Source organism: Enterobacter bugandensis, from assembly GCF_900324475.1.
Classification (GTDB): Bacteria; Pseudomonadota; Gammaproteobacteria; order Enterobacterales; family Enterobacteriaceae; genus Enterobacter; species Enterobacter bugandensis.
In genome coordinates this window covers 1,924,562-1,943,327 of sequence record NZ_LT992502.1, presented here as the reverse complement: position 1 = coordinate 1,943,327, position 18,766 = coordinate 1,924,562, and the positions used below count along the sequence as shown (strand labels likewise).

At 59.4% G+C, this 18,766-nt stretch carries 19 protein-coding genes and 1 other annotated feature (1 of these 20 only partly in view); of the genes, 9 read left to right on the top strand and 10 right to left on the bottom strand.

Going from position 1 to position 18,766, the window contains the following annotated elements; translation table 11 throughout:
• Nucleotides 1–19 precede the first annotated feature (19 nt).
• Genes chuS through DG357_RS09510 form a run of 4 tightly spaced genes read left to right on the top strand, consistent with a single transcriptional unit; the run spans nucleotide 20 to nucleotide 3,630 of the window.
• A complete protein-coding gene (chuS, locus tag DG357_RS09525; protein WP_045630149.1) occupies nucleotides 20–1,048 on the top strand; it encodes a hematinate-forming heme oxygenase ChuS in 1,029 nt (342 codons plus the stop codon).
• A complete protein-coding gene (locus DG357_RS09520) occupies nucleotides 1,045–1,866 on the top strand; it encodes a heme/hemin ABC transporter substrate-binding protein (protein ID WP_041910423.1) in 822 nt (273 codons plus the stop codon). The genes chuS and DG357_RS09520 overlap by 4 nt, the downstream gene beginning before the upstream one ends.
• Nucleotides 1,866–2,858, top strand: a complete 993-nt coding sequence (locus DG357_RS09515) for a FecCD family ABC transporter permease (RefSeq protein WP_088205310.1) — start codon at nucleotides 1,866–1,868, stop codon at nucleotides 2,856–2,858. The genes DG357_RS09520 and DG357_RS09515 overlap by 1 nt, the downstream gene beginning before the upstream one ends.
• Nucleotides 2,851–3,630 (top strand): heme ABC transporter ATP-binding protein, encoded by a 780-nt coding sequence (locus tag DG357_RS09510; protein WP_088205309.1) that lies wholly within the window; start codon nucleotides 2,851–2,853, stop codon nucleotides 3,628–3,630. The genes DG357_RS09515 and DG357_RS09510 overlap by 8 nt, the downstream gene beginning before the upstream one ends.
• Here the strand turns inward: DG357_RS09510 and DG357_RS09505 are convergent.
• The gene (locus DG357_RS09505) at nucleotides 3,597–4,520 is read right to left on the bottom strand and encodes a LysR family transcriptional regulator (RefSeq protein WP_032644866.1); all 924 of its coding nucleotides are present in this window, start codon (nucleotides 4,518–4,520) and stop codon (nucleotides 3,597–3,599) included. The genes DG357_RS09510 and DG357_RS09505 overlap by 34 nt on opposite strands.
• A gap of 140 nt (nucleotides 4,521–4,660) precedes the next feature.
• Here DG357_RS09505 and DG357_RS09500 point away from each other — a divergent pair, with 140 nt between their 5' ends.
• The 5 genes from DG357_RS09500 to DG357_RS09480 are packed head-to-tail and all read left to right on the top strand — an operon-like array spanning nucleotide 4,661 to nucleotide 9,435.
• Complete coding sequence (locus DG357_RS09500; RefSeq protein ID WP_028012827.1) at nucleotides 4,661–5,368, top strand: CoA transferase subunit A; 708 nt, start codon at nucleotides 4,661–4,663, stop codon at nucleotides 5,366–5,368.
• A 2-nt stretch (nucleotides 5,369–5,370) separates the two neighbouring features.
• Nucleotides 5,371–6,027, top strand: a complete 657-nt coding sequence (locus tag DG357_RS09495) for a CoA transferase subunit B (RefSeq protein WP_088205307.1) — start codon at nucleotides 5,371–5,373, stop codon at nucleotides 6,025–6,027.
• A 9-nt stretch (nucleotides 6,028–6,036) separates the two neighbouring features.
• The gene (locus DG357_RS09490; protein WP_088205306.1) at nucleotides 6,037–7,218 is read left to right on the top strand and encodes an acetyl-CoA C-acetyltransferase; all 1,182 of its coding nucleotides are present in this window, start codon (nucleotides 6,037–6,039) and stop codon (nucleotides 7,216–7,218) included.
• A gap of 41 nt (nucleotides 7,219–7,259) precedes the next feature.
• Complete coding sequence (locus DG357_RS09485; protein ID WP_197710708.1) at nucleotides 7,260–8,654, top strand: GntP family permease; 1,395 nt, start codon at nucleotides 7,260–7,262, stop codon at nucleotides 8,652–8,654.
• 10 nt (nucleotides 8,655–8,664) lie between these two features.
• Nucleotides 8,665–9,435, top strand: a complete 771-nt coding sequence (locus DG357_RS09480) for a 3-hydroxybutyrate dehydrogenase (RefSeq protein WP_088205304.1) — start codon at nucleotides 8,665–8,667, stop codon at nucleotides 9,433–9,435.
• A gap of 43 nt (nucleotides 9,436–9,478) precedes the next feature.
• Here DG357_RS09480 and selO read toward each other — a convergent pair whose 3' ends face one another.
• From selO to pheS, 9 genes are all read right to left on the bottom strand, one after another.
• Nucleotides 9,479–10,921, bottom strand: a complete 1,443-nt coding sequence (gene selO, locus DG357_RS09475) for a protein adenylyltransferase SelO (RefSeq protein WP_088205303.1) — start codon at nucleotides 10,919–10,921, stop codon at nucleotides 9,479–9,481.
• Nucleotides 10,922–10,982: 61 nt separating this feature from the next.
• The gene (locus DG357_RS09470; RefSeq protein ID WP_028012821.1) at nucleotides 10,983–11,699 is read right to left on the bottom strand and encodes an EAL domain-containing protein; all 717 of its coding nucleotides are present in this window, start codon (nucleotides 11,697–11,699) and stop codon (nucleotides 10,983–10,985) included.
• A gap of 291 nt (nucleotides 11,700–11,990) precedes the next feature.
• Complete coding sequence (locus tag DG357_RS09465) at nucleotides 11,991–12,455, bottom strand: C40 family peptidase (protein WP_028012820.1); 465 nt, start codon at nucleotides 12,453–12,455, stop codon at nucleotides 11,991–11,993.
• A gap of 74 nt (nucleotides 12,456–12,529) precedes the next feature.
• A complete protein-coding gene (gene btuD, locus DG357_RS09460; protein WP_088205302.1) occupies nucleotides 12,530–13,285 on the bottom strand; it encodes a vitamin B12 ABC transporter ATP-binding protein BtuD in 756 nt (251 codons plus the stop codon).
• The gene (locus DG357_RS09455) at nucleotides 13,285–13,836 is read right to left on the bottom strand and encodes a glutathione peroxidase (protein ID WP_028012818.1); all 552 of its coding nucleotides are present in this window, start codon (nucleotides 13,834–13,836) and stop codon (nucleotides 13,285–13,287) included. The genes btuD and DG357_RS09455 overlap by 1 nt, the downstream gene beginning before the upstream one ends.
• 22 nt (nucleotides 13,837–13,858) lie before the next feature.
• Nucleotides 13,859–14,839 carry a vitamin B12 ABC transporter permease BtuC gene (gene btuC, locus DG357_RS09450; RefSeq protein WP_088205301.1) on the bottom strand — a complete coding sequence of 327 codons (981 nt, stop codon included), beginning with the start codon at nucleotides 14,837–14,839 and terminating at the stop codon, nucleotides 13,859–13,861.
• Nucleotides 14,840–14,941: 102 nt separating this feature from the next.
• Nucleotides 14,942–15,241, bottom strand: coding sequence for an integration host factor subunit alpha (gene ihfA / locus DG357_RS09445; RefSeq protein ID WP_003857805.1), 300 nt, complete (start codon nucleotides 15,239–15,241; stop codon nucleotides 14,942–14,944).
• 4 nt (nucleotides 15,242–15,245) lie between these two features.
• On the bottom strand, nucleotides 15,246–17,633 hold the full coding sequence (gene pheT / locus DG357_RS09440; RefSeq protein WP_088205300.1) for a phenylalanine--tRNA ligase subunit beta: 2,388 nt from the start codon (nucleotides 17,631–17,633) through the stop codon (nucleotides 15,246–15,248).
• Between the two features lie 15 nt (nucleotides 17,634–17,648).
• On the bottom strand, nucleotides 17,649–18,632 hold the full coding sequence (gene pheS, locus DG357_RS09435) for a phenylalanine--tRNA ligase subunit alpha (RefSeq protein WP_010426091.1): 984 nt from the start codon (nucleotides 18,630–18,632) through the stop codon (nucleotides 17,649–17,651).
• A 62-nt stretch (nucleotides 18,633–18,694) separates the two neighbouring features.
• Nucleotides 18,695–18,766 (bottom strand) — a sequence feature (Phe leader region); it runs 53 nt beyond the window's last position.

Sequence of the window (18,766 nt, the reverse complement as noted above, 5' to 3'; positions counted from 1 at the left end):
TCTTCAGAAGGATAAGACAATGCATCACTACGCACGCTGGCTTGAGCTAAAAGAAGAAAATCCGGGTAAGTATGCGCGAGACATCGCAGGGTTAATGAACATCAGCGAAGCGGAGCTGACCTTTTCCCGCGTGGGCCATGACGCCTGGCGACTGCGCGGCGAAATCCGCGATATCCTGGGCGCGCTGGAAGCCGTGGGTGAAACCAAGTGCATCTGCCGCAACGAGTATGCCGTTCACGAGCAGGTGGGCAGCTTCACCAACCAGCACCTGAACGGCCACGCCGGGCTGGTGCTGAACCCGCGCGCGCTGGATCTGCGCCTGTTCCTCAACCAGTGGGCGAGCGCGTTTCACCTCAGCGAAACCACCGCCCGCGGCGAGCGACAGAGCATTCAGTTCTTCGATCGTCAGGGCGATGCGGTGCTGAAGGTCTACACCACGGACAACACCGACCTCGCCGCCTGGGGCGACGTGCTGACCCGCTTTATCTTTGCCGATAACCCGCCGCTTGAGCTGAGCGCTGGGGATGTCCCGGCTCACGCCGAAAACGCGGATGCCGCTCTCGTGGACAAGGAGTGGCGCGCCATGACCGACGTGCATCAGTTCTTCAGCCTGCTCAAACGCCACAATCTCAGCCGTCAGCAGGCATTTCGCCTGGTGGGCGACGACCTGGCCTGTAAGGTGGAGAACAGCGCGCTGGCACAGCTGCTGGAAGCGGCACGTCGGGACGGCAACGAAATCATGGTCTTCGTCGGCAACCGCGGCTGCGTGCAGATCTTCACCGGCGCGGTGGAAAAAGTCGTGCCGATGAAAGGCTGGCTGAACGTCTTTAACCCTGCCTTTACCCTGCATCTGCTGGAGGAGACGATCGCAGAGAGCTGGGTGACGCGCAAGCCCACGGCTGACGGCCACGTCACCAGCCTGGAGCTGTTTGCCGCCGACGGCACGCAAATCGCCCAGCTTTACGGCCAGCGTACCGAAGGTGAGCCGGAGCAGAGCCAGTGGCGCAGCCAGATTGACGCCCTGACGCCAAAAGGGCTGGCCGCATGAAAACGTGGTTAGCCCTGCTGAGCGCCCTGCCTCTGGTGGCGTTTGCCGCCGCGCAGGAGAAAATTGTCGCCCTTGGCGGCGACGTGACGGAGATTGTCTACGCGCTTGGCGCGCAGTCTTCGCTGGTCGCGCGCGACAGCACCAGCCAGTGGCCGCAGGCGGCAAACGATCTGCCTGACGTGGGATATTTACGCCAGCTTAACGCCGAAGGCATTTTGTCCATGCGCCCCACGCTGGTGCTGGCCAGCGACCAGGCGCAGCCGTCTCTGGCGTTGAAGCAGGTCGAACAAAGTCACGTCAGGGTAGTAACCGTTCCCGGCCGCAACGATCTGAGCGTCATTGACGAAAAGGTTCGGGTGATTGCCAACGCTACGCACCATGAAGCCGAGGGGGAAGCCCTGCGCCACACGCTGCGTCAGGCGCTGGCGGCCCTGCCCTCCGCGCCCCTCAACAAGCGGGTGCTGTTTATCCTCAACCACGGGGGAATGACCGCAATGGCCGCCGGGCAGCAGACCGGCGCAGACGCCGCCATCCGTGCCGCCGGGCTGCAGAACGCGATGCAGGGATTCACCCGCTATCAGCCGCTGTCTCAGGAAGGGGTCATTGCCAGCCAGCCCGATCTGGTGGTGATTTCGCAGGACGGCGTGAACGCGCTGGGCGGCGAAGAAAACCTGTGGAAGCTGCCCGGTCTGGCGCAAACCCCGGCGGGACGGAACAGGCAGGTGCTGGCGATTGATGATATGGCGCTGCTGGGCTTCAGCGTGCGAACGCCGGATGCCATCCAGCAGCTGCGCGCCAAAGCGGAGCAACTGCCCTGATGTCCCGGCGGATCGCCTTGTCGTTGTGGATGCTGGCCGCGATCCTGAGCATCATGACGCTCACCGCGACCGGGTTTGGGGCACTGCACCTGCCGGTCAGCCTGCTGTGGAGCGGCAGCGATGAGGCCATGCGTCAGATCTGGCTTACCATTCGCCTGCCCCGCGTACTGCTGGCGCTGGTGATTGGCGGAGCGCTGGCGCTGGCCGGCTGTGTGATGCAGGGGCTGTTCCGCAACCCGCTGGCAGACCCGGGTCTGCTGGGGATCAGCAGCGGCGCGGCGCTGGCGGTGGCGCTGTGGGTGGTCATTCCCGCCGCGTTACCTGCCCTGCTGATGCTGTATGCCCCGATGCTCGCGGCGTTCCTCGGCGCGCTGGCCGCAACCGTTATTATCTTCCTGCTCAGCCAGCAGCGTCACGGCTCCCTGTCCCGCCTGCTGCTTGTGGGGATCGCCATCAACGCCCTGTGCGGCGCGGCCGTCGGGGTGCTCTCATGGCTCAGCAATGATGCCCAGCTTCGCCAGCTTTCCCTCTGGGGAATGGGCAGCCTCGGGCAGGCGCAGTGGTCCACCCTGCTGGCTATAACGTCGCTGATGGTGCCCGCGGTGCTGATTATCTGGCGGCTGGCCGCCCCGCTCAACCTGCTGCTGCTGGGCGATGAAGAGGCGCACTATCTCGGGGTGGATGTCGCGATGGTACAGCGGATCCTGCTGCTGTGCAGCGCCCTGCTGGTTGCCGCGGCGGTAGCCGTCAGCGGCGTGATCGGCTTTATTGGCCTTGTGGTGCCGCACCTGATGCGCATGTGGCTGGGGGCCGACCACCGGGCCGTCGTACCCGGCTCGGTGCTGGCCGGTGCGCTGCTGCTGCTGGTTGCCGACACGCTGGCGCGCACCCTGGTCTCTCCGGCGGAGATGCCCGTCGGGTTATTGACCAGCCTTCTCGGCGCGCCGTGGTTCCTGTGGCTTATCTTTCGTCGCGGAGGTACGCATGGCTGAACGCTATTGTGCAGAGAAAATCTTCTTTCACGCCGGGCAGCGGACGCTGATCGACGATGTGTCGCTTACCCTCTCTCAGGGTGAGCTGGTCGCCCTGATTGGCCCCAACGGTGCCGGGAAATCGACGTTATTGCGGCTGCTTACCGGCTATCTCAAGCCCGCAAGCGGACGCTGCACTCTGGCCGGGACGCCGCTTGCGGACTGGCCGCCGGATACCCTCGCCCGCTACCGGGCGGTGATGCGCCAGAATACACAGCCCGGATTCGACTGGCCGGTGGACGCGGTGGTCGGTATGGGACGCGCGCCCTGGACTCGCTCCCCTGAAGCGTCGGTAGTTGAGGAAGTGATGGCGATAACGGGCTCTCTACCGCTGGCGGGCAGACGCTATTCAACGCTCTCCGGCGGCGAGCAGCAGCGGATCCAGCTCGCCCGCGCGCTGGCCCAGCTCTGGTGCGACGGAGCCCCGCGCGGCTGGCTGTTTCTTGATGAGCCCACCTCCGCGCTGGATCTCTACCACCAGCAGCATCTGCTGCGCCTGATGAAATCCCTGACCCGTCGGGGTCATCTCCACGTGTGCGTGGTGCTGCACGATCTCAATCTGGCGGCGCTGTGGGCGGATCGCATTCTGCTGTTGCACAACGGCAGGCTGGTCTCCAGTGGCACACCGGAGGACGTGCTGCAGGCCGGGACGCTGGCGCGCTGGTACGGCGCACAGGTGCGCGTCGGCAGCCATCCGGATCACCCCGTACCGCAGGTATTTCTCGCCCCGTGAGCGGGCTGGTAAAAATCCTTCAGCGTTTCCAGCAGGGCATGCGCCGCTTTAGAGAGCTGCGTGTGCCCCGGATGGATTGCTCCGATGCACTTTTCAATGGGCGGGTTATCCAGCGGTATACAGACCGCGCCCAGCGCCGTCATCTGCGCTTCGCAGAGCGCCGGTACGGCACTGCCTCCCAGCCCGCTGGCGACCATGCGACCTACCGTCACCAGTTGATGACTCTCCAGCGCCACGTCCAGCTTTCTGCCGCTTCGGGCCAGCTCCTCCTCCATCATCAGACGTACCGCCGACGGGCGCTGCAGGGTAATAAAATCCAGCGTCAGTAGCTCTTCCCAGGCCAGCCGCTTTTTGCCCGCCAGCGCGGAGTCCTTCGGCACAATGGCGACAAACCTGTCGAGCCCCAGCGGCGTAAACAGCAGGTTGTGCGTGGGGGCCGGCTCAAAGGCGATCCCCATCTCAACCCGCCCTTCCCGCACCATCTCAATCACCTGCTCGTTAATGACGTCATGCACGGTGACGTTGATCCCGGCGTGGCGATCACGAAACGCCTTGAGCACCTCCGGTAAAACGTTGGCGGCAAATGACGGCATCGCCGCGACCGAGATTTTGCCGCGCTGCAGGGTAAAGCACTGGTGCATCGCCTCCTCCACATTATCCCAGTCGGCAAGCAGCTGCCGCGCCATCGGCAGAAACGTCTCCCCTTCCTGCGTGAGGGCAACCTTGCGCGTGCTCCGCTGCAGCAGCGGGCCGCCGAGCGCGTCTTCCAGACTTTTAATCGTCAGGCTCAGGGCCGGCTGGGAGAGATTTAAGCGTTCGCTGGCGTGCGCGAAATTGAGAGTGTGAGCTACCGCTAAAAACGCGCGTAACTGTTTGACACTCATTCTCATTTTTCATCCTGTTAACTAATTGAAAAGAATTAGTTAACAGGAAATTAATAAGAAAACCAAATGAGTGGGTCACAAATTCAAAATTAACAAATGAGTCGCCGCCCCTAATGATACCGGCACGGTTAACGGGAGGGATGACTATGGCAGGACTGGATAAGCGCGTCGGCAGCTATGCGCAGGCGCTGGACGGGCTGACGGACGGAATGACCTTGCTGGCGGGCGGCTTCGGCCTGTGCGGCATTCCGGAGAACCTGATTGCGGAGGTCCGGCGCCGTCAGGTGAGAGATTTGACCGTGGTGTCAAACAACTGCGGCGTGGATGGATTCGGCCTGGGGATACTGCTCGAAACGCGGCAGGTTCGCAAAGTGGTGGCCTCTTACGTCGGCGAGAACGCGCTGTTTGAGCAGCAGGTGCTGAGTGGCGAGCTGGAAATTGAGCTTACGCCGCAGGGCACGCTGGCGGAAAAGGTGCGCGCGGGCGGAGCCGGTATTCCGGCGTTTTATACGGCCACCGGCTACGGCACGCCCGTGGCGACCGGCAAGGACGTGCGCCAGTTCGCGGGGAAGCACTACATCCTCGAGGAGGCGATCGTCGGCGATTTCGCGCTGATCAAGGGGTGGAAAGCGGACTGGTACGGCAACGTCATCTATCGCCATACCGCGCAAAACTTTAATCCGCTGATGGCAACGGCGGGCCGGATCACGGTGGTGGAGGTGGAAGAGATTGTTCCGCCGGGTGAACTGCCCCCGTCGGCTATTCACACCCCGGGAATTTACGTCGACAGGCTGATTGTCGGCCAGTTTGAAAAACGCATTGAGCAGCGCACCTTGCGCGCGCAAGGAGTGTGACGATGTTAACCCGTGAACAGATGGCCATGCGCGTCGCCCGCGAGCTGCGCGACGGTTATTACGTCAACCTGGGGATCGGCATCCCTACCCTGGTGGCGAACTACATTCCGGACGGGATGGACGTGATGCTGCAGTCGGAAAACGGCCTGCTGGGGATGGGGGCTTTTCCAGACGAGCAGAGCCTTGATGCCGACATGATCAACGCCGGTAAACAGACCGTGACCGCGCGGACCGGCGCGGCCATTTTCGACTCGGCCCAGTCGTTTGCCATGATCCGCGGCGGCCACGTGGATCTGACCGTGCTGGGCGCATTTGAAGTGGACGTGGAGGGCAACATCGCCTCGTGGATGATCCCCGGAAAGATGGTGAAGGGCATGGGCGGCGCGATGGATCTCGTTGCCGGGGCGCAGAACATCATTGTGGTGATGACCCACGCCTCAAAGAGCGGTGAGTCGAAGCTGCTGCCGCGCTGCACGCTGCCGCTCACGGGCGCGGGCTGTATCCGTCGGGTCCTGACCGATCTCGCGCTGCTGGAAATTCAGGACGGCGCGTTCATCCTGCGGGAATACGCCCCGGGCGTCAGTATTGACGAAATCGTGCGTAAAACGGCAGGGAAAATCATTGTGGCGGACGACGTGCGCGAGATGCGCTTCACCTGAGGGGACAGCATGAAAAAGGTCATGATTGTCGGGGCAACGCGAACCCCCATTGGCAGTTTTCGCGGATCGCTCTCGTCCCTTTCTGCGGTTGAGCTTGGGGCCGTCACGGTACGGCACCTGCTGGAGAACAGTGGTCTCAGCGCCGAACAGGTAGACGAACTGATTTTCGGCCAGGTTCTGACGGCCGGATGCGGGCAAAACCCCGCCCGCCAGACGGCCATCGGCGCCGGGTTGCCCGTCAGCACGCCGGCGACCACCGTCAACCTGGTGTGCGGCGCGGGCTTAAAAGCGGTCCAGCTCGCCGCCCAGGCGATCCGCTGCGGCGACGCGGAGGTGGTTATCGCCGGCGGTCAGGAGAGCATGAGCAACGCCCCATATCTGCTGGACGGCGCACGTGCCGGGCTGCGTTTCGGGCATGCGGGCCTCAAGGACTGCATGATTACCGACGGCCTGTGGGACGCATTCAACAATTACCACATGGGGATCACCGCTGAAAACGTCGCCCGCGAGTATGACATTTCCCGCGAGCAGCAGGACGCCTTCGCCGCCCGCTCGCAGCAAAAAGCGGCGTCCGCCATTGAGTCCGGCCGGCTTGACGCCGAGATAGCGCCGGTGACGGTGAAACAGGGTAAAAAGCCGCCGCTGGTTATTGATCGTGACGAACAGCCCCGACCAGGCACTACCGCAGAGCAGCTTGCGCAGTTGCGTCCCGCCTTTTTGCACGAGGAAGGCACCGTCACGGCGGGGAATGCCTCCACGCTCAACGACGGTGCCGCCGCGGTGCTGCTGATGAGCGAGGAAAAGGCGCGGGAGAGCGGATTGCCTGTCCTTGGCCGCATCGTGAGTTACGCCGTGACGGGCGTTGACCCGTCAGTAATGGGCATGGGCCCGGTCAGCGCCTGCCGGACGGCGCTGGCGCGGGCGGGCTGGACGCTCGACGAGGTGGACCTCATTGAAGCCAATGAAGCCTTTGCCGCCCAGGCGCTGGCGGTGGGCCAGCAGCTCGGCTGGGATGAGCACAAGGTCAACGTTAACGGCGGTGCCATCGCCCTGGGCCATCCGATTGGTGCTTCCGGCTGCCGAATCCTCGTGACCCTGCTGTACGAAATGCAGCGCCGTGACGTTAAAAAAGGGCTCGTCACCCTGTGCGTAGGCGGCGGACAAGGCATTGCCCTGACCGTCGAGCGTTAAACCTCTCGTTGGTACCCGAATAATAAGTAAAGTGAGGAGTCATAATGAGTGTGTTAATAGCCCTGGCGGCGCTGGCTCTGCTGATGCTGGCGGCCTACCGCGGATACAGCGTTATTTTGTTTGCGCCGATCGCGGCGCTCGGTGCCGTGCTGCTGACCGATCCGGGTGCCGTCGGCCCGACGTTTACCGGCCTGTTTATGGAAAAGATGGTGGGCTTCGTCAAGCTCTACTTCCCGGTGTTCCTGCTGGGTGCGGTGTTTGGCAAGCTGATTGAGCTTTCCGGCTTCTCACGCTCCATCGTCGCCGCCGCAATCCAGATCCTCGGGCGTCGACACGCCATCCCGGTGATTGTCCTGGTATGCGCGCTGTTAACCTACGGCGGCGTTTCGCTGTTCGTGGTGGCGTTTGCGGTGTACCCGTTTGCCGCCGAGCTGTTTCGCCAGAGCGGCATCCCTAAGCGGCTGATCCCGGCCACCGTGGCGCTGGGGGCATTCTCGTTTACCATGGACGCCCTGCCCGGCACGCCGCAGATCCAGAATATCATCCCCACCAGCTTCTTCGGCACGAACGCCTGGGCGGCCCCATGGCTGGGGCTTATCGGCTCTCTGTTTATTATCATCTTTGGCCTGCTCTGGCTGGAGCGCCAGCGCCGGAAGGCGCTCCGCAACAACGAGGGTTACGGCACGGATCTGAAAAATGAACCCGAGACGCCGGATAACATTAATCTCCCGCATCCGCTGATTGCTATCTCCCCGCTGCTGGTGGTGGGCATACTGAACCTGCTGTTTACCCGCTGGATCCCCGGCTGGTACGGCGTGAGTCACGAGCTTACCCTGCCTGGCCTGGCGAAACCGATTGTGACCGAGGTGGGCAAGATCACCGCCATCTGGGCCGTGGAGGCGGCGCTGATCGCCGGTATCGTGCTGGTGCTTATTTTTGGCTTTCGCAATATCCGGGAGCGTCTGGCTGAAGGCAGCCGAACGGCGGTGAGCGGAGCCATTCTGGCGGCGATGAATACCGCCTCGGAATACGGTTTCGGCGCGGTTATCGCGGCGCTGCCTGGGTTCCTGGTGTTATCCAAAGCGCTGGCTGCCATTCCGAATCCGCTGCTAAATGAGGCCATCAGCGTGACCGTGCTCGCGGGGATCACCGGTTCGGCGTCCGGCGGGATGAGTATTGCCCTTGCCGCCATGTCCGACTCGTTTGTCGCCGCCGCCCATGCGGCCAATATCCCGCTTGAGGTGCTGCACCGCGTGGCCTCGATGGCGAGCGGCGGGATGGATACCCTTCCCCATAACGGCGCGGTGATTACCCTGCTGGCTATCACCGGCCTGAGCCATCGCCAGGCCTACGGCGGCATTTTCGCTATCACCATCATTAAAAGTCTGGCAGTACTTTTTGTCATTGCCGTGTTCTATCTGACCGGCATTGTGTAAGGAGAGAAAAATGAATCTGAACGGTAAAACCGCCCTGGTCACCGGCTCAACCAGCGGCATTGGTCTGGGGATCGCCCGCGTGCTGGCGAAGGCGGGCGCGCAGCTGATCCTCAACGGCTTCGGCGACAGCGGATCGGCACGGGAAGAGATTGCGCAACTGGGCAAAAAGCCGGGCTATCACGATGCGGATCTGCGGGACGTATTGCAGATTGAGGCCATGATGCGCTACGCCGAATCGCAGTTTGGCGGCGTGGACATTCTTGTGAACAACGCCGGGATCCAGCACGTGGCCCCGGTTGACGCCTTCCCGGTGGAGAAATGGAACGACATTATCGCCATTAATCTTTCCGCGGTGTTTCACACCAGCCGGCTGGCGCTGCCGACCATGCGGGATAAAAACTGGGGGCGCGTCATCAATATCGCCTCCGTTCACGGGCTGGTCGCGTCGAAAGAGAAATCGGCCTACGTTGCGGCCAAGCACGGCGTGGTGGGCTTTACCAAATCCCTGGCGCTGGAAACCGCCCGCACGGGTATTACCGCCAATACGATTTGCCCCGGCTGGGTACTGACCCCGCTGGTGCAGCAGCAAATCGACAAACGTATCGCGGATGGCGTACCGCCGGAGCAGGCTCGCAAACAGCTTCTGGCGGAGAAACAGCCTTCAGGGGAATTTGTTACCCCGGAACAGCTGGGCGAGCTGGCGCTGTTTTTGTGCAGCGACGGCGCCGTGAACGTTCGCGGCGCTGCGTGGAATATGGATGGCGGCTGGGTTGCTCAGTGATGAACAGGCCGGGTAAGGCAACGTCGCCGCCCGGCTAAAATCGCTAGCTTGAGCAGCTGACCTCCAGCCGCTTGCCCCAGTCGGGCGGGCGGCTGACGTAGTCATCATCCCGGTCGGCAAACGGCGTGCGCAACGCCAGATGCAGCCGGTGTAACTCGTCGTACTCACCCTGCTCTGCCTGCTCAATCGCCCGCTGCGCCAGCCAGTTGCGTAATACCATCGCGGGATTCGCTGCGTTCATCTGCGCCTGACGGGTAGCGTCGTCTACCTGCTCCTGCTGCAGCCGCATGCGGTATTGTGCAAACCAGTCGTCAAACGCCTGACGGTCAATAAACTCGTCGCGCAGCGGCGAGGCGGCGCTGTGCTGCTCCGTCTGGCCCAGCATTCGGAAGGTGCGGGTGTAATCGCTTCCCTCACGCGCCATCAGGGCAAACAGGCCGTTGAGGATGTCGTTGTCGCCCTTCTCCTGGGTCATCAGCCCCAGCTTGTTACGCATCAGCGTGCCGTATTCCCGCAGCAAAAGGTCCTGATAGCTGTCGAGCGCATCGTTCAGGGCATCAACGTCGATAAACGGCGATAAGGTTTGTGCAAGCCGCTGGAGGTTCCACAGCCCAACCGCCGGCTGATTATCAAAGCTGTAACGCCCCTGATAGTCGGAATGGTTGCAGATATACCCCGGCTGATAATCGTCCAGGAAACCAAACGGACCGTAATCAAAGGTCAGGCCGAGAATCGACATATTGTCCGTGTTCATCACCCCGTGAGCAAAGCCCACCGTTTGCCAGCGCGCAATCATCGTGGCGGTACGGGCAACCACGTCCCGGAACCAGAGAACGTATTTATCCGCCTCATCCTGCAGATGCGCCCAGTGGTGGCGAATGGCGAAGTCCGCGAGCTGGCGAACCTTGTCCGGCTCGCGGCGATAGTAAAAGTGCTCAAAATGACCAAAGCGGAGATGGCTTTGCGCAATGCGCATCAGCATCGCCCCCTTTTCCACCGTTTCGCGCGTCACCGGCGTGTCGCTGGTGACGATCGACAGCGCGCGGGTGGTGGGAATCCCCAGCGCATGCATCGCTTCGGATGCCAGACTTTCGCGTATCGTTGACCGCAATACCGCGCGCCCGTCGCCCATTCGTGAGTAAGGGGTAAGACCTGCGCCTTTCAGATGCCAGTCAACCGTCTCCCCGTTGGGAAGCCGTTGTTCGCCGAGCAGGATCCCCCTGCCGTCACCCAGCTGCCCCGCCCAGACGCCAAACTGGTGTCCGCTATAGACCTGAGCCAGAGGCTGCATACCGGGGAGAAGCGTCTCGCCTCCCCAGACGCCAGCACTGTCTGAACGCTGAAACAGATCGGGCGGAATGGCCAGCTCATCGGCCAGCCGATCGTTATGCCAGATAAGACGTGAATTATGTAACGGTGTTGGTTTGAGTGCGGTGTAAAAGCCAGGCAACTCGTCATGCCAGTGAGCAGTAAAAGACAGGGTCATAAGTCCTCCTGCCTTTAGTGTAGAGGGTTTACCCGGACTTAAACACGGGCGAAAGGCAGGGTTATCGCTGCTGAACCAGCGTCGTGACGTGCTCCGCCGAGACGGCTGGCCAGAGCGCACCCTGCATGGCACCAAAATTGAAGGACAGAACGCGCTGCAGCAAACCGTGGTCGTCAATGCCGGAGACGATCACCGACTGGCAGTGCGGCGTTATTTGCCAGAGGATCGCGCGCATAAAAGGCTCGAAAGAAAGCTCAGAAGCACGCTGCTGAATGAATCCTTTATCAAGAATAACCCGTTTAAATAATCCATCATAGACGGCCTTGAGCGATGCAGCACCGGCTCCAAAGTTTGCCAGCACCAGCGGAAAATGGATCGCCATTCTTGCCAGCTGCAGATCGTCCTTTCCGTTATTTAAACCTGGATAGTTCTCATTAACAGTAAACTCAAGAAACGGATAACGCTCAAGAATTGAAACAGCATTCCCATTACTTAATAAAAACTCAACAATTGCTGGTGTAATATTGATCCATGCAATTAACTGATGCTGAATAAAAAACAGTTTACAGGTATCAAGCAATTGCAGTTTTTCGTTAAACAGCGCTAACTCCTCTGCCGCTGAAAGCCGAGGGATAACGAGCTCAGTGGGGATCCTCACATCGGTGCCGACGCCAGTAAAGTTAACCAGTATTTCTAAACCTTTTAGCTCGCCTGCGCTATTACGGGCAGGCAGAAGCATCAGTTCAGACTGGTAAGCATTATCTAGCGTAATAATCATTGCACTCGCCCCGCATTAAAGATGAGAGAGGACATCCTGGAGCAATTGCTGACACAATTCCACTGTCTTGATTTTAATAAGTTTAATTTCATTAGTTCCGTATTAATTTTCAGATTTATCCCTGAATCTAAAATAATCTTATCCTGGTTACTGAATAATAGCCAGTTTTAGATAAAACAGACACATAAGGATGTTGCTAATTTAGGTAAATTTAACTTTAATCAGCTTATTTGAGAAAAACGGCATGGTTTAATAGTTACCATGCCGACATAAGAAACGTGTTCGGGCAGTCTAAATACGTCGCGCCTGCCAGAAATTTTTACGCCAGTACACGTTATCGAGAGAAGAGCGCATCACGCCGCGGCTGGTAGAGGCATGAATAAACTGATTGTCTGTATCATATATCCCAACATGCAGGCCGCTTTCTCCCGAGCCGGTTTTGAAAAAGACCAGGTCACCGGGAAGGAGATCGTCTTTATCAATTTCAGTGCCTATTTCCGCCTGCTTGCGCGTGTCTCGCGGAAGCTGTAAATCAAACTTGTCACGAAACGTCATCAGGACAAAGCCTGAGCAGTCCACCCCACCGCGGCTCATGCCGCCGTAGCGATAAGGCGTGCCGCGCCAGTTGCTCAGCTGATCGTTAAGGCTGGCAATAACGGTGATAGAATCCGATAGCCGCGGATTAGGCGGCGGTGCACGATGGCTGCTGCATCCCGCAAGAAAGAGTGCCGCCACGAAGAGAAACCAGAATCGCATTTTCAGACGAATCCTCTGCTTTTATTGTTCTTTTGGTAATTTAGCGTGCAATTGTGTTAACAGGCAAGAAACGGTTACTCCTGCCCGGTAGAAATCAGCATCTTATGTCCCTCTATATCCAGCCTGCGGAACGACATGTTGTAGGCGCGGGCAAGATTTGGCGGCGTAAGGACCCGATCCCGCGTACCGCTGGCGATCATCCTGCCGCGCGACAGGAGCCACACGCGATGGGCGTGACGTAACGTATGGTTAAGATCGTGGCTGCTCATCACTACGGCGATACCTTTTCTGCTCAGAGCGCTTAGCAGGCTATCCAGCGCCGCCTGCTGGGCAACATCCAGACCGCTCATCGGTTCATCCAGCAGCAGCATCCTCCCGTGAGGATTGCCCGCGGGATGGATCTGCAGAATGACCGCCGCCAGACGCACCCGCTGCCATTCCCCCCCGGAAAGCTGGCTGGCAAGCCGGGACAGTTTATCTTCCAGCCCTAACGCCGCAGCCACTTCCTCCAGCAGTGCCGTATGCTGTTTGTCGTGCAGATGCAGCATCAGATAATGCCAGACCGGCATCGCAAAAGGCGGTACCTGCTGCTGCACCAGGTAGCTACGCCGGTGGGCCAGCGAGGCGGGTGACCAGTCGACCAAAGCATGTTCCAGCAGCGTAATCTGCCCTGGCCCGGTGGTTAGCCCCGCCATCCGCGCCAGCAGCGTGCTTTTACCCGCGCCGTTTGGCCCGACGAGATGCAGGATTTCACCCGAATTGATGTCGCAGGTTACCGGCTCCAGACGCCCCTTCTCGGCGACGTCCGTGAGCTGCATCAGCAGCGACATTATTTCGCCAGCGCCAACTTAATAGATTCCATGACGATCGGGTCCTCAGGCGTCATATCCGGCGAAAAACGCTGAACGACCTGGCCGTCACGGCCAATCAGGAATTTTTCGAAGTTCCACAGAATATCGTCCGGATAGAGCGGCGCGCGGCCTTTGCTGGCCATGCGCTCGTAAAAACCGCTCTCTTCCGGCGCAACGGCCTTCGGCGCGGCGGCAATCAGCTTCGCATACAGCGGATGGCGGTCTTCACCGTTGACGTCAATTTTGCTGAACATCGGGAACGTCACGCCATAAGTGGTGCTGCAGAAGGTTTTGATCTCTTCTTCGCTGCCCGGCTCCTGGCCCAGGAACTGGTTGCACGGGAAGCCCAGCACGGTAAAACCGTCTTTCTCCCAGGCCTTCTGAATATTCTCCAGCTGCTCGTACTGCGGCGTCAGGCCGCATTTCGATGCCACGTTGACGATGAGCAACACCTTGCCTTTGTAGCTTTCCAGCGTGGTGTTATCCCCATCAATGGTGGTCACTTCGGTATTCAGGATATCTGACTGCATAGCATTTCCTCAGGTTGTCGATTTAACGTCCAGCTTTTAATAGTAGCCAGATAAAGACTGGCGCGCCCAGCGTTGCGGTCACCACGCCAACAGGCAATTCTGCGGCCGTCAGGGCGAGACGGGCGATGATGTCGGCCACCAGCAGCGTGGCAGCCCCGGCAACCGCCGAGGCCGGAAGCAAGGTTCGATGATCCGTGAAGCCGCAAAGACGCAGCATGTGCGGAATGACCAGCCCGATAAAGCCAATCGCCCCCGCCAGGGCCACGCTCACGCCTACCAGCCAGCCAATGGCAATGACCAGTACGTTACGCCAGAAACCAATCGGCATGCCGAGCTGGCGGGCAGAGATTTCCCCCAGCGCGAGCCGATTCAGCGGCTGGGCCTGCAGCGCAGCCCACGCGATGACCGGTACCAGCAACGCCATTAGCCAACCCTGGTGCCAGTCAACGCCGCCAAAGCCGCCCATCATCCAGTACATGAGCTGACGCAGGTCAAAGGAGGTCGAGAAGTAGACCGCCCAGGTCATCAGCGCGCTACAGATGATCCCCAGCGCGACGCCGGCAAGCAGCAGCCGGCTGGTCGACAGGTGACGTCTGGCGAAGCGAAGAAGAATGACTGTGATCAGCAATGCGCCGAGAATGGCGCTCAGGCTAATGCTCCAGCCGGAGAGTCCTCCCCCGCCCAGCATCACCGCCGCAATCAGCCCGACGCCTGCACCGTTCGACACCCCCAGCAGGCCGGGCTCCGCCAGCGGGTTTTCGAACAGTGCCTGCATAATAGTGCCAGACAGCGCCAGCGCGGCGCCGACCAGGATCACCGCGACGGTGCGCGGCAGGCGAATTTGCCAGACGAAGAGCTGACCGTCAGGCCCCAGCCAGCTTTCAGGCCCGATCCAGCTGTCGCCTGCGCAGAGGCTAATACCCGCGGCAAGAATAAGCAGCAGCACCAGCAGAAGCAGGCGACGCCGATCGGAACGGTGCTGGCGATGAGCATAATCAAGCATGTGTACGGTTTGTTAGCGAGTGATGTAATTGATTTTACGGCGTGTTTGCCGGAGAGCGCAAAGAAAAAAGGCCGCGTGGGCGGCCTTTTTGGTTAGTTCATATTACTCTGCTTTAGGCGTTGCGTTTTCGACGCGGCTCTTTAACTTCTGGCCGGGTCTGAAGGTCACCACGCGGCGGGCTGTAATGGGAATATCTTCCCCCGTCTTCGGGTTACGGCCCGGACGTTGGTTTTTGTCTCGCAAATCAAAATTGCCAAAACCGGAGAGTTTTACCTGCTCACCATTTTCCAGAGCACGACGGATCTCTTCGAAAAACAGCTCTACCAGCTCTTTGGCATCCCGTTTGCTAAGCCCAAGCTTATCAAACAGATATTCTGACATTTCAGCTTTTGTAAGCGCCATAGGTTCAATCCCTCAATGATGCCTGGAATCGCTCTTTTAATGCCTCTACACATTTGGCGACGGTAGCGGCAATCTCCTCTTCTTCGAGTGTACGGCTGGTATCCTGAAGGATAAGGCTGATAGCGAGGCTCTTGAAACCTTCTGCTACGCCCTTGCCGCGGTACACGTCAAATAAGTTTACGCCAACTACCTGATTTACGCCAACTTTCTTACATTCGGCCAAAATATCTGCTGCGGGCACGTTTTCAGCGACCACAACCGCGATATCACGGCGGTTCGCCGGGAAGCGGGAGACGTCCTGCGCCTGAGGAATGACGCGGTCTGCAACCGGGCTCCACTCCAGCTCGAACACAATGGTACGGCCGTTCAGGTCCAGCTTACGCTCCAGCTCCGGGTGGACAACGCCAATGAAACCAACGCGTTTGCCGTCTAAATAAATCGCCGCGCTCTGGCCCGGATGGAGCGCAGGAATCGCTTCCGCGCGGAATTCAATTTCAGATAATTTACCGGTCAGATCCAGAATCGCTTCCAGATCGCCCTTCATATCGTAGAAATCAACCGTACCTTTTGCCAGGTCCCAGTGCTCTTCGTAGCGGCTACCGCTGATGGCACCAGCCAGCATGAGATCCTGACGGATGCCTAAATTTGCCTGATTATCCGGCACAAAGCGCAAACCGCTTTCGAAAATGCGCACGCGGTTTTGCTGGCGGTTCTGGTTGTAAACGATAGTCCCCAGCAGGCCCGTCCACAGGGACAGACGCATCGCAGACATTTCGCTGGAGATTGGGCTTGGCAGGATCAGCGCTTCCTGACCCGGGTGGATCAGCTGCTGCAGCTTAGGATCAACGAAGCTGTAGGTGATCACTTCCTGGTAGCCTTTGTCGTTCAGCATGGTTTTCACACGCTTCAGGGAAAGGTCGGCTTCACGGTGGGTGCCCATCACCAGACCCGCCTGCACAGGCTCGTCAGGGATGTTGTTGTAGCCGTAAACACGGGCCACTTCTTCCACCAGATCTTCTTCAATTTCCATGTCGAAACGCCATGACGGCGCAACGGCCTTCCACTCGTCCTGACCTTCGGTCACTTCGCAGCCCAGGCGCGTCAGGATGTCGGTCACCTGCGCGTCGGCAACGTGGTGACCAATCAGGCGATCCAGCTTGCTGCGGCGCAGGGTAATGGTCGCACGCTTCGGCAGGGTCGCTTCGTTGGTGACGTCGATAACCGGGCCGGCTTCGCCGCCGCAGATGTCGATCAGCAGGCGGGTTGCACGCTCCATCGCTTTGTACTGCAGCGCCGGATCAACGCCGCGCTCGTAGCGGTGAGACGCATCGGTGTGCAGGCCGTGACGGCGCGCGCGGCCGGTGATGGAGAGCGGGCTGAAGAACGCACATTCCAGCAGGACGTTTTGCGTTTCGTCGTTGACGCCAGAGTGTTCGCCACCAAAGATACCGCCCATCGCCAGCGCTTTGCTGTGGTCAGCTATCACCAGGGTGTCGGCGTTCAGTTTGGCTTCTGTGCCGTCCAGCAGCACCAGGGTTTCCCCCTCTTTCGCCATGCGCACAACGATGCCGCCGTCGATACGATCTTTATCGAACGCGTGCATCGGCTGGCCCAGCTCCAGCAGAACGTAGTTAGTGACGTCAACCACGGCGTCGATTGAGCGGATACCGCAGCGGCGCAGTTTCTCTTTCATCCAAAGCGGGGTTGGCGCTTTAACGTTAATGCCTTTTACCACGCGACCGAGGTAGCGCGGGCAGGCATCAGCAGCGTCAACCTGAATCGGCAGCACGTCACTGATGGTCGCTTCAACCGGCACAATCTCCGGCGCGTTGAGCTCGGTCTGGTTCAGTACGGCAACGTCGCGCGCCACGCCGATGATACCTAAGCAGTCGGCACGGTTTGGCGTGACGCTGATTTCGATAGTATTGTCATCAAGCTTCAGGTATTCACGGATATCGGTGCCCACTGGCGCATCCAGCGGCAGCTCGATGATGCCGTTGTGGTCGTCGGAAATACCCAGCTCGGAGAAAGAGCACAGCATGCCTTCAGACGGCTCACCGCGCAGCTTGGCCGCTTTGATTTTGAAATCACCCGGCAGTACGGCACCGACGGTCGCCACGGCCACCTTCAGGCCCTGACGGCAGTTTGGCGCACCGCAGACGATGTCCAGCAGACGGTCGCCGCCTACGTTCACTTTTGTCACGCGCAGTTTGTCAGCATTAGGGTGCTGGCCGCACTCGACCACTTCACCCACCACGACGCCGTTGAAGGCACCGGAAACCGGCTCAACGCCGTCAACTTCCAGGCCCGCCATGGTGATCTGGTTTGAAAGCGCTTCGCTGTCCAGCGTGGTGTTAACCCATTCGCGTAACCACAGTTCACTGAATTTCATTGTTCTGTCCTGCCCTTATTTAAACTGTTTGAGGAAACGCAGATCGTTTTCGAAGAATGCACGTAAGTCGGTCACGCCGTAGCGCAGCATGGTCAAACGCTCCATGCCCATGCCGAAGGCAAAGCCGGAGTATACTTCCGGATCGATACCCACGTTGCGCAGCACGTTTGGATGCACCATGCCGCAGCCCAGCACTTCCAGCCATTTGCCGTTTTTACCCATCACGTCAACTTCCGCAGACGGTTCAGTGAACGGGAAGTAGGACGGACGGAAACGAACCTGCAAATCTTCCTCAAAGAAGTTGTTCAGGAAATCGTGCAGCGTGCCCTTCAGGTTGGTGAAGCTGATGTTTTTATCAACAATCAGACCTTCCATCTGGTGGAACATTGGGGTGTGGGTCTGATCGTAGTCGTTACGATAGACGCGGCCCGGCGCGATGATGCGGATTGGTGGTTCCTGATCCTTCATGGTACGGATCTGAACGCCAGAGGTCTGGGTACGCAGCAGACGCGTCGCGTCAAACCAGAAAGTGTCGTGGTCAGCGCGTGCCGGATGATGGCCAGGAATGTTCAGGGCGTCGAAGTTGTGGTAATCATCTTCGATTTCCGGGCCAGTCGCCACGGTAAAGCCGAGCTCACCGAAGAAACTTTCAATACGATCGATAGTACGGGTAACCGGATGCAGACCACCGTTTTCAATACGGCGACCCGGCAGAGAAACGTCGATGGTTTCTGCCGCAAGACGCGCGTTTAGTACCGCGCTCTCCAGCTCGGCCTTACGCGCGTTCAGCGCCTGCTGAACCTGCTCTTTGGCTTCGTTAATCACCGCACCCGCTGCCGGGCGTTCTTCTGGCGGCAGTTCACGCAGGGTTGTCATTTGAAGGGTCAGGTGCCCTTTCTTCCCAAGATATTCGACGCGGACATTGTCTAACGCGGCAACATCTGAGGCCTGATTAATGGCGGCTGTTGCACTGGCAACCAGCTCTGCGAGATGTGACATGATTTTCCTCATTATGTCGGTGCAGACACCGATTTGGTGGAGTTATTCTCTCAAATTCAGGCACAAAAAAAGCCTCCATCGGGAGGCTTATCTGGCGCTGTTTTTCGTTTCATCTTTCACGCGCTAGCCTCCTG

Bases quoted from the DNA above. Each gene is read 5' to 3' on its own strand.
- chuS (WP_045630149.1), top strand. From the start codon at position 20: ATGCATCACTACGCACGCTGGCTTGAGCTAAAAGAAGAAAATCCGGGT.
- DG357_RS09520 (WP_041910423.1), top strand. From the start codon at position 1,045: ATGAAAACGTGGTTAGCCCTGCTGAGCGCCCTGCCTCTGGTGGCGTTT.
- DG357_RS09515 (WP_088205310.1), top strand. From the start codon at position 1,866: ATGTCCCGGCGGATCGCCTTGTCGTTGTGGATGCTGGCCGCGATCCTG.
- DG357_RS09510 (WP_088205309.1), top strand. From the start codon at position 2,851: ATGGCTGAACGCTATTGTGCAGAGAAAATCTTCTTTCACGCCGGGCAG.
- DG357_RS09505 (WP_032644866.1), bottom strand. From the start codon at position 4,520: ATGAGAATGAGTGTCAAACAGTTACGCGCGTTTTTAGCGGTAGCTCAC.
- DG357_RS09500 (WP_028012827.1), top strand. From the start codon at position 4,661: ATGGCAGGACTGGATAAGCGCGTCGGCAGCTATGCGCAGGCGCTGGAC.
- DG357_RS09495 (WP_088205307.1), top strand. From the start codon at position 5,371: ATGTTAACCCGTGAACAGATGGCCATGCGCGTCGCCCGCGAGCTGCGC.
- DG357_RS09490 (WP_088205306.1), top strand. From the start codon at position 6,037: ATGAAAAAGGTCATGATTGTCGGGGCAACGCGAACCCCCATTGGCAGT.
- DG357_RS09480 (WP_088205304.1), top strand. From the start codon at position 8,665: ATGAATCTGAACGGTAAAACCGCCCTGGTCACCGGCTCAACCAGCGGC.
- selO (WP_088205303.1), bottom strand. From the start codon at position 10,921: ATGACCCTGTCTTTTACTGCTCACTGGCATGACGAGTTGCCTGGCTTT.
- DG357_RS09470 (WP_028012821.1), bottom strand. From the start codon at position 11,699: ATGATTATTACGCTAGATAATGCTTACCAGTCTGAACTGATGCTTCTG.
- DG357_RS09465 (WP_028012820.1), bottom strand. From the start codon at position 12,455: ATGCGATTCTGGTTTCTCTTCGTGGCGGCACTCTTTCTTGCGGGATGC.
- btuD (WP_088205302.1), bottom strand. From the start codon at position 13,285: ATGTCGCTGCTGATGCAGCTCACGGACGTCGCCGAGAAGGGGCGTCTG.
- DG357_RS09455 (WP_028012818.1), bottom strand. From the start codon at position 13,836: ATGCAGTCAGATATCCTGAATACCGAAGTGACCACCATTGATGGGGAT.
- btuC (WP_088205301.1), bottom strand. From the start codon at position 14,839: ATGCTTGATTATGCTCATCGCCAGCACCGTTCCGATCGGCGTCGCCTG.
- ihfA (WP_003857805.1), bottom strand. From the start codon at position 15,241: ATGGCGCTTACAAAAGCTGAAATGTCAGAATATCTGTTTGATAAGCTT.
- pheT (WP_088205300.1), bottom strand. From the start codon at position 17,633: ATGAAATTCAGTGAACTGTGGTTACGCGAATGGGTTAACACCACGCTG.
- pheS (WP_010426091.1), bottom strand. From the start codon at position 18,632: ATGTCACATCTCGCAGAGCTGGTTGCCAGTGCAACAGCCGCCATTAAT.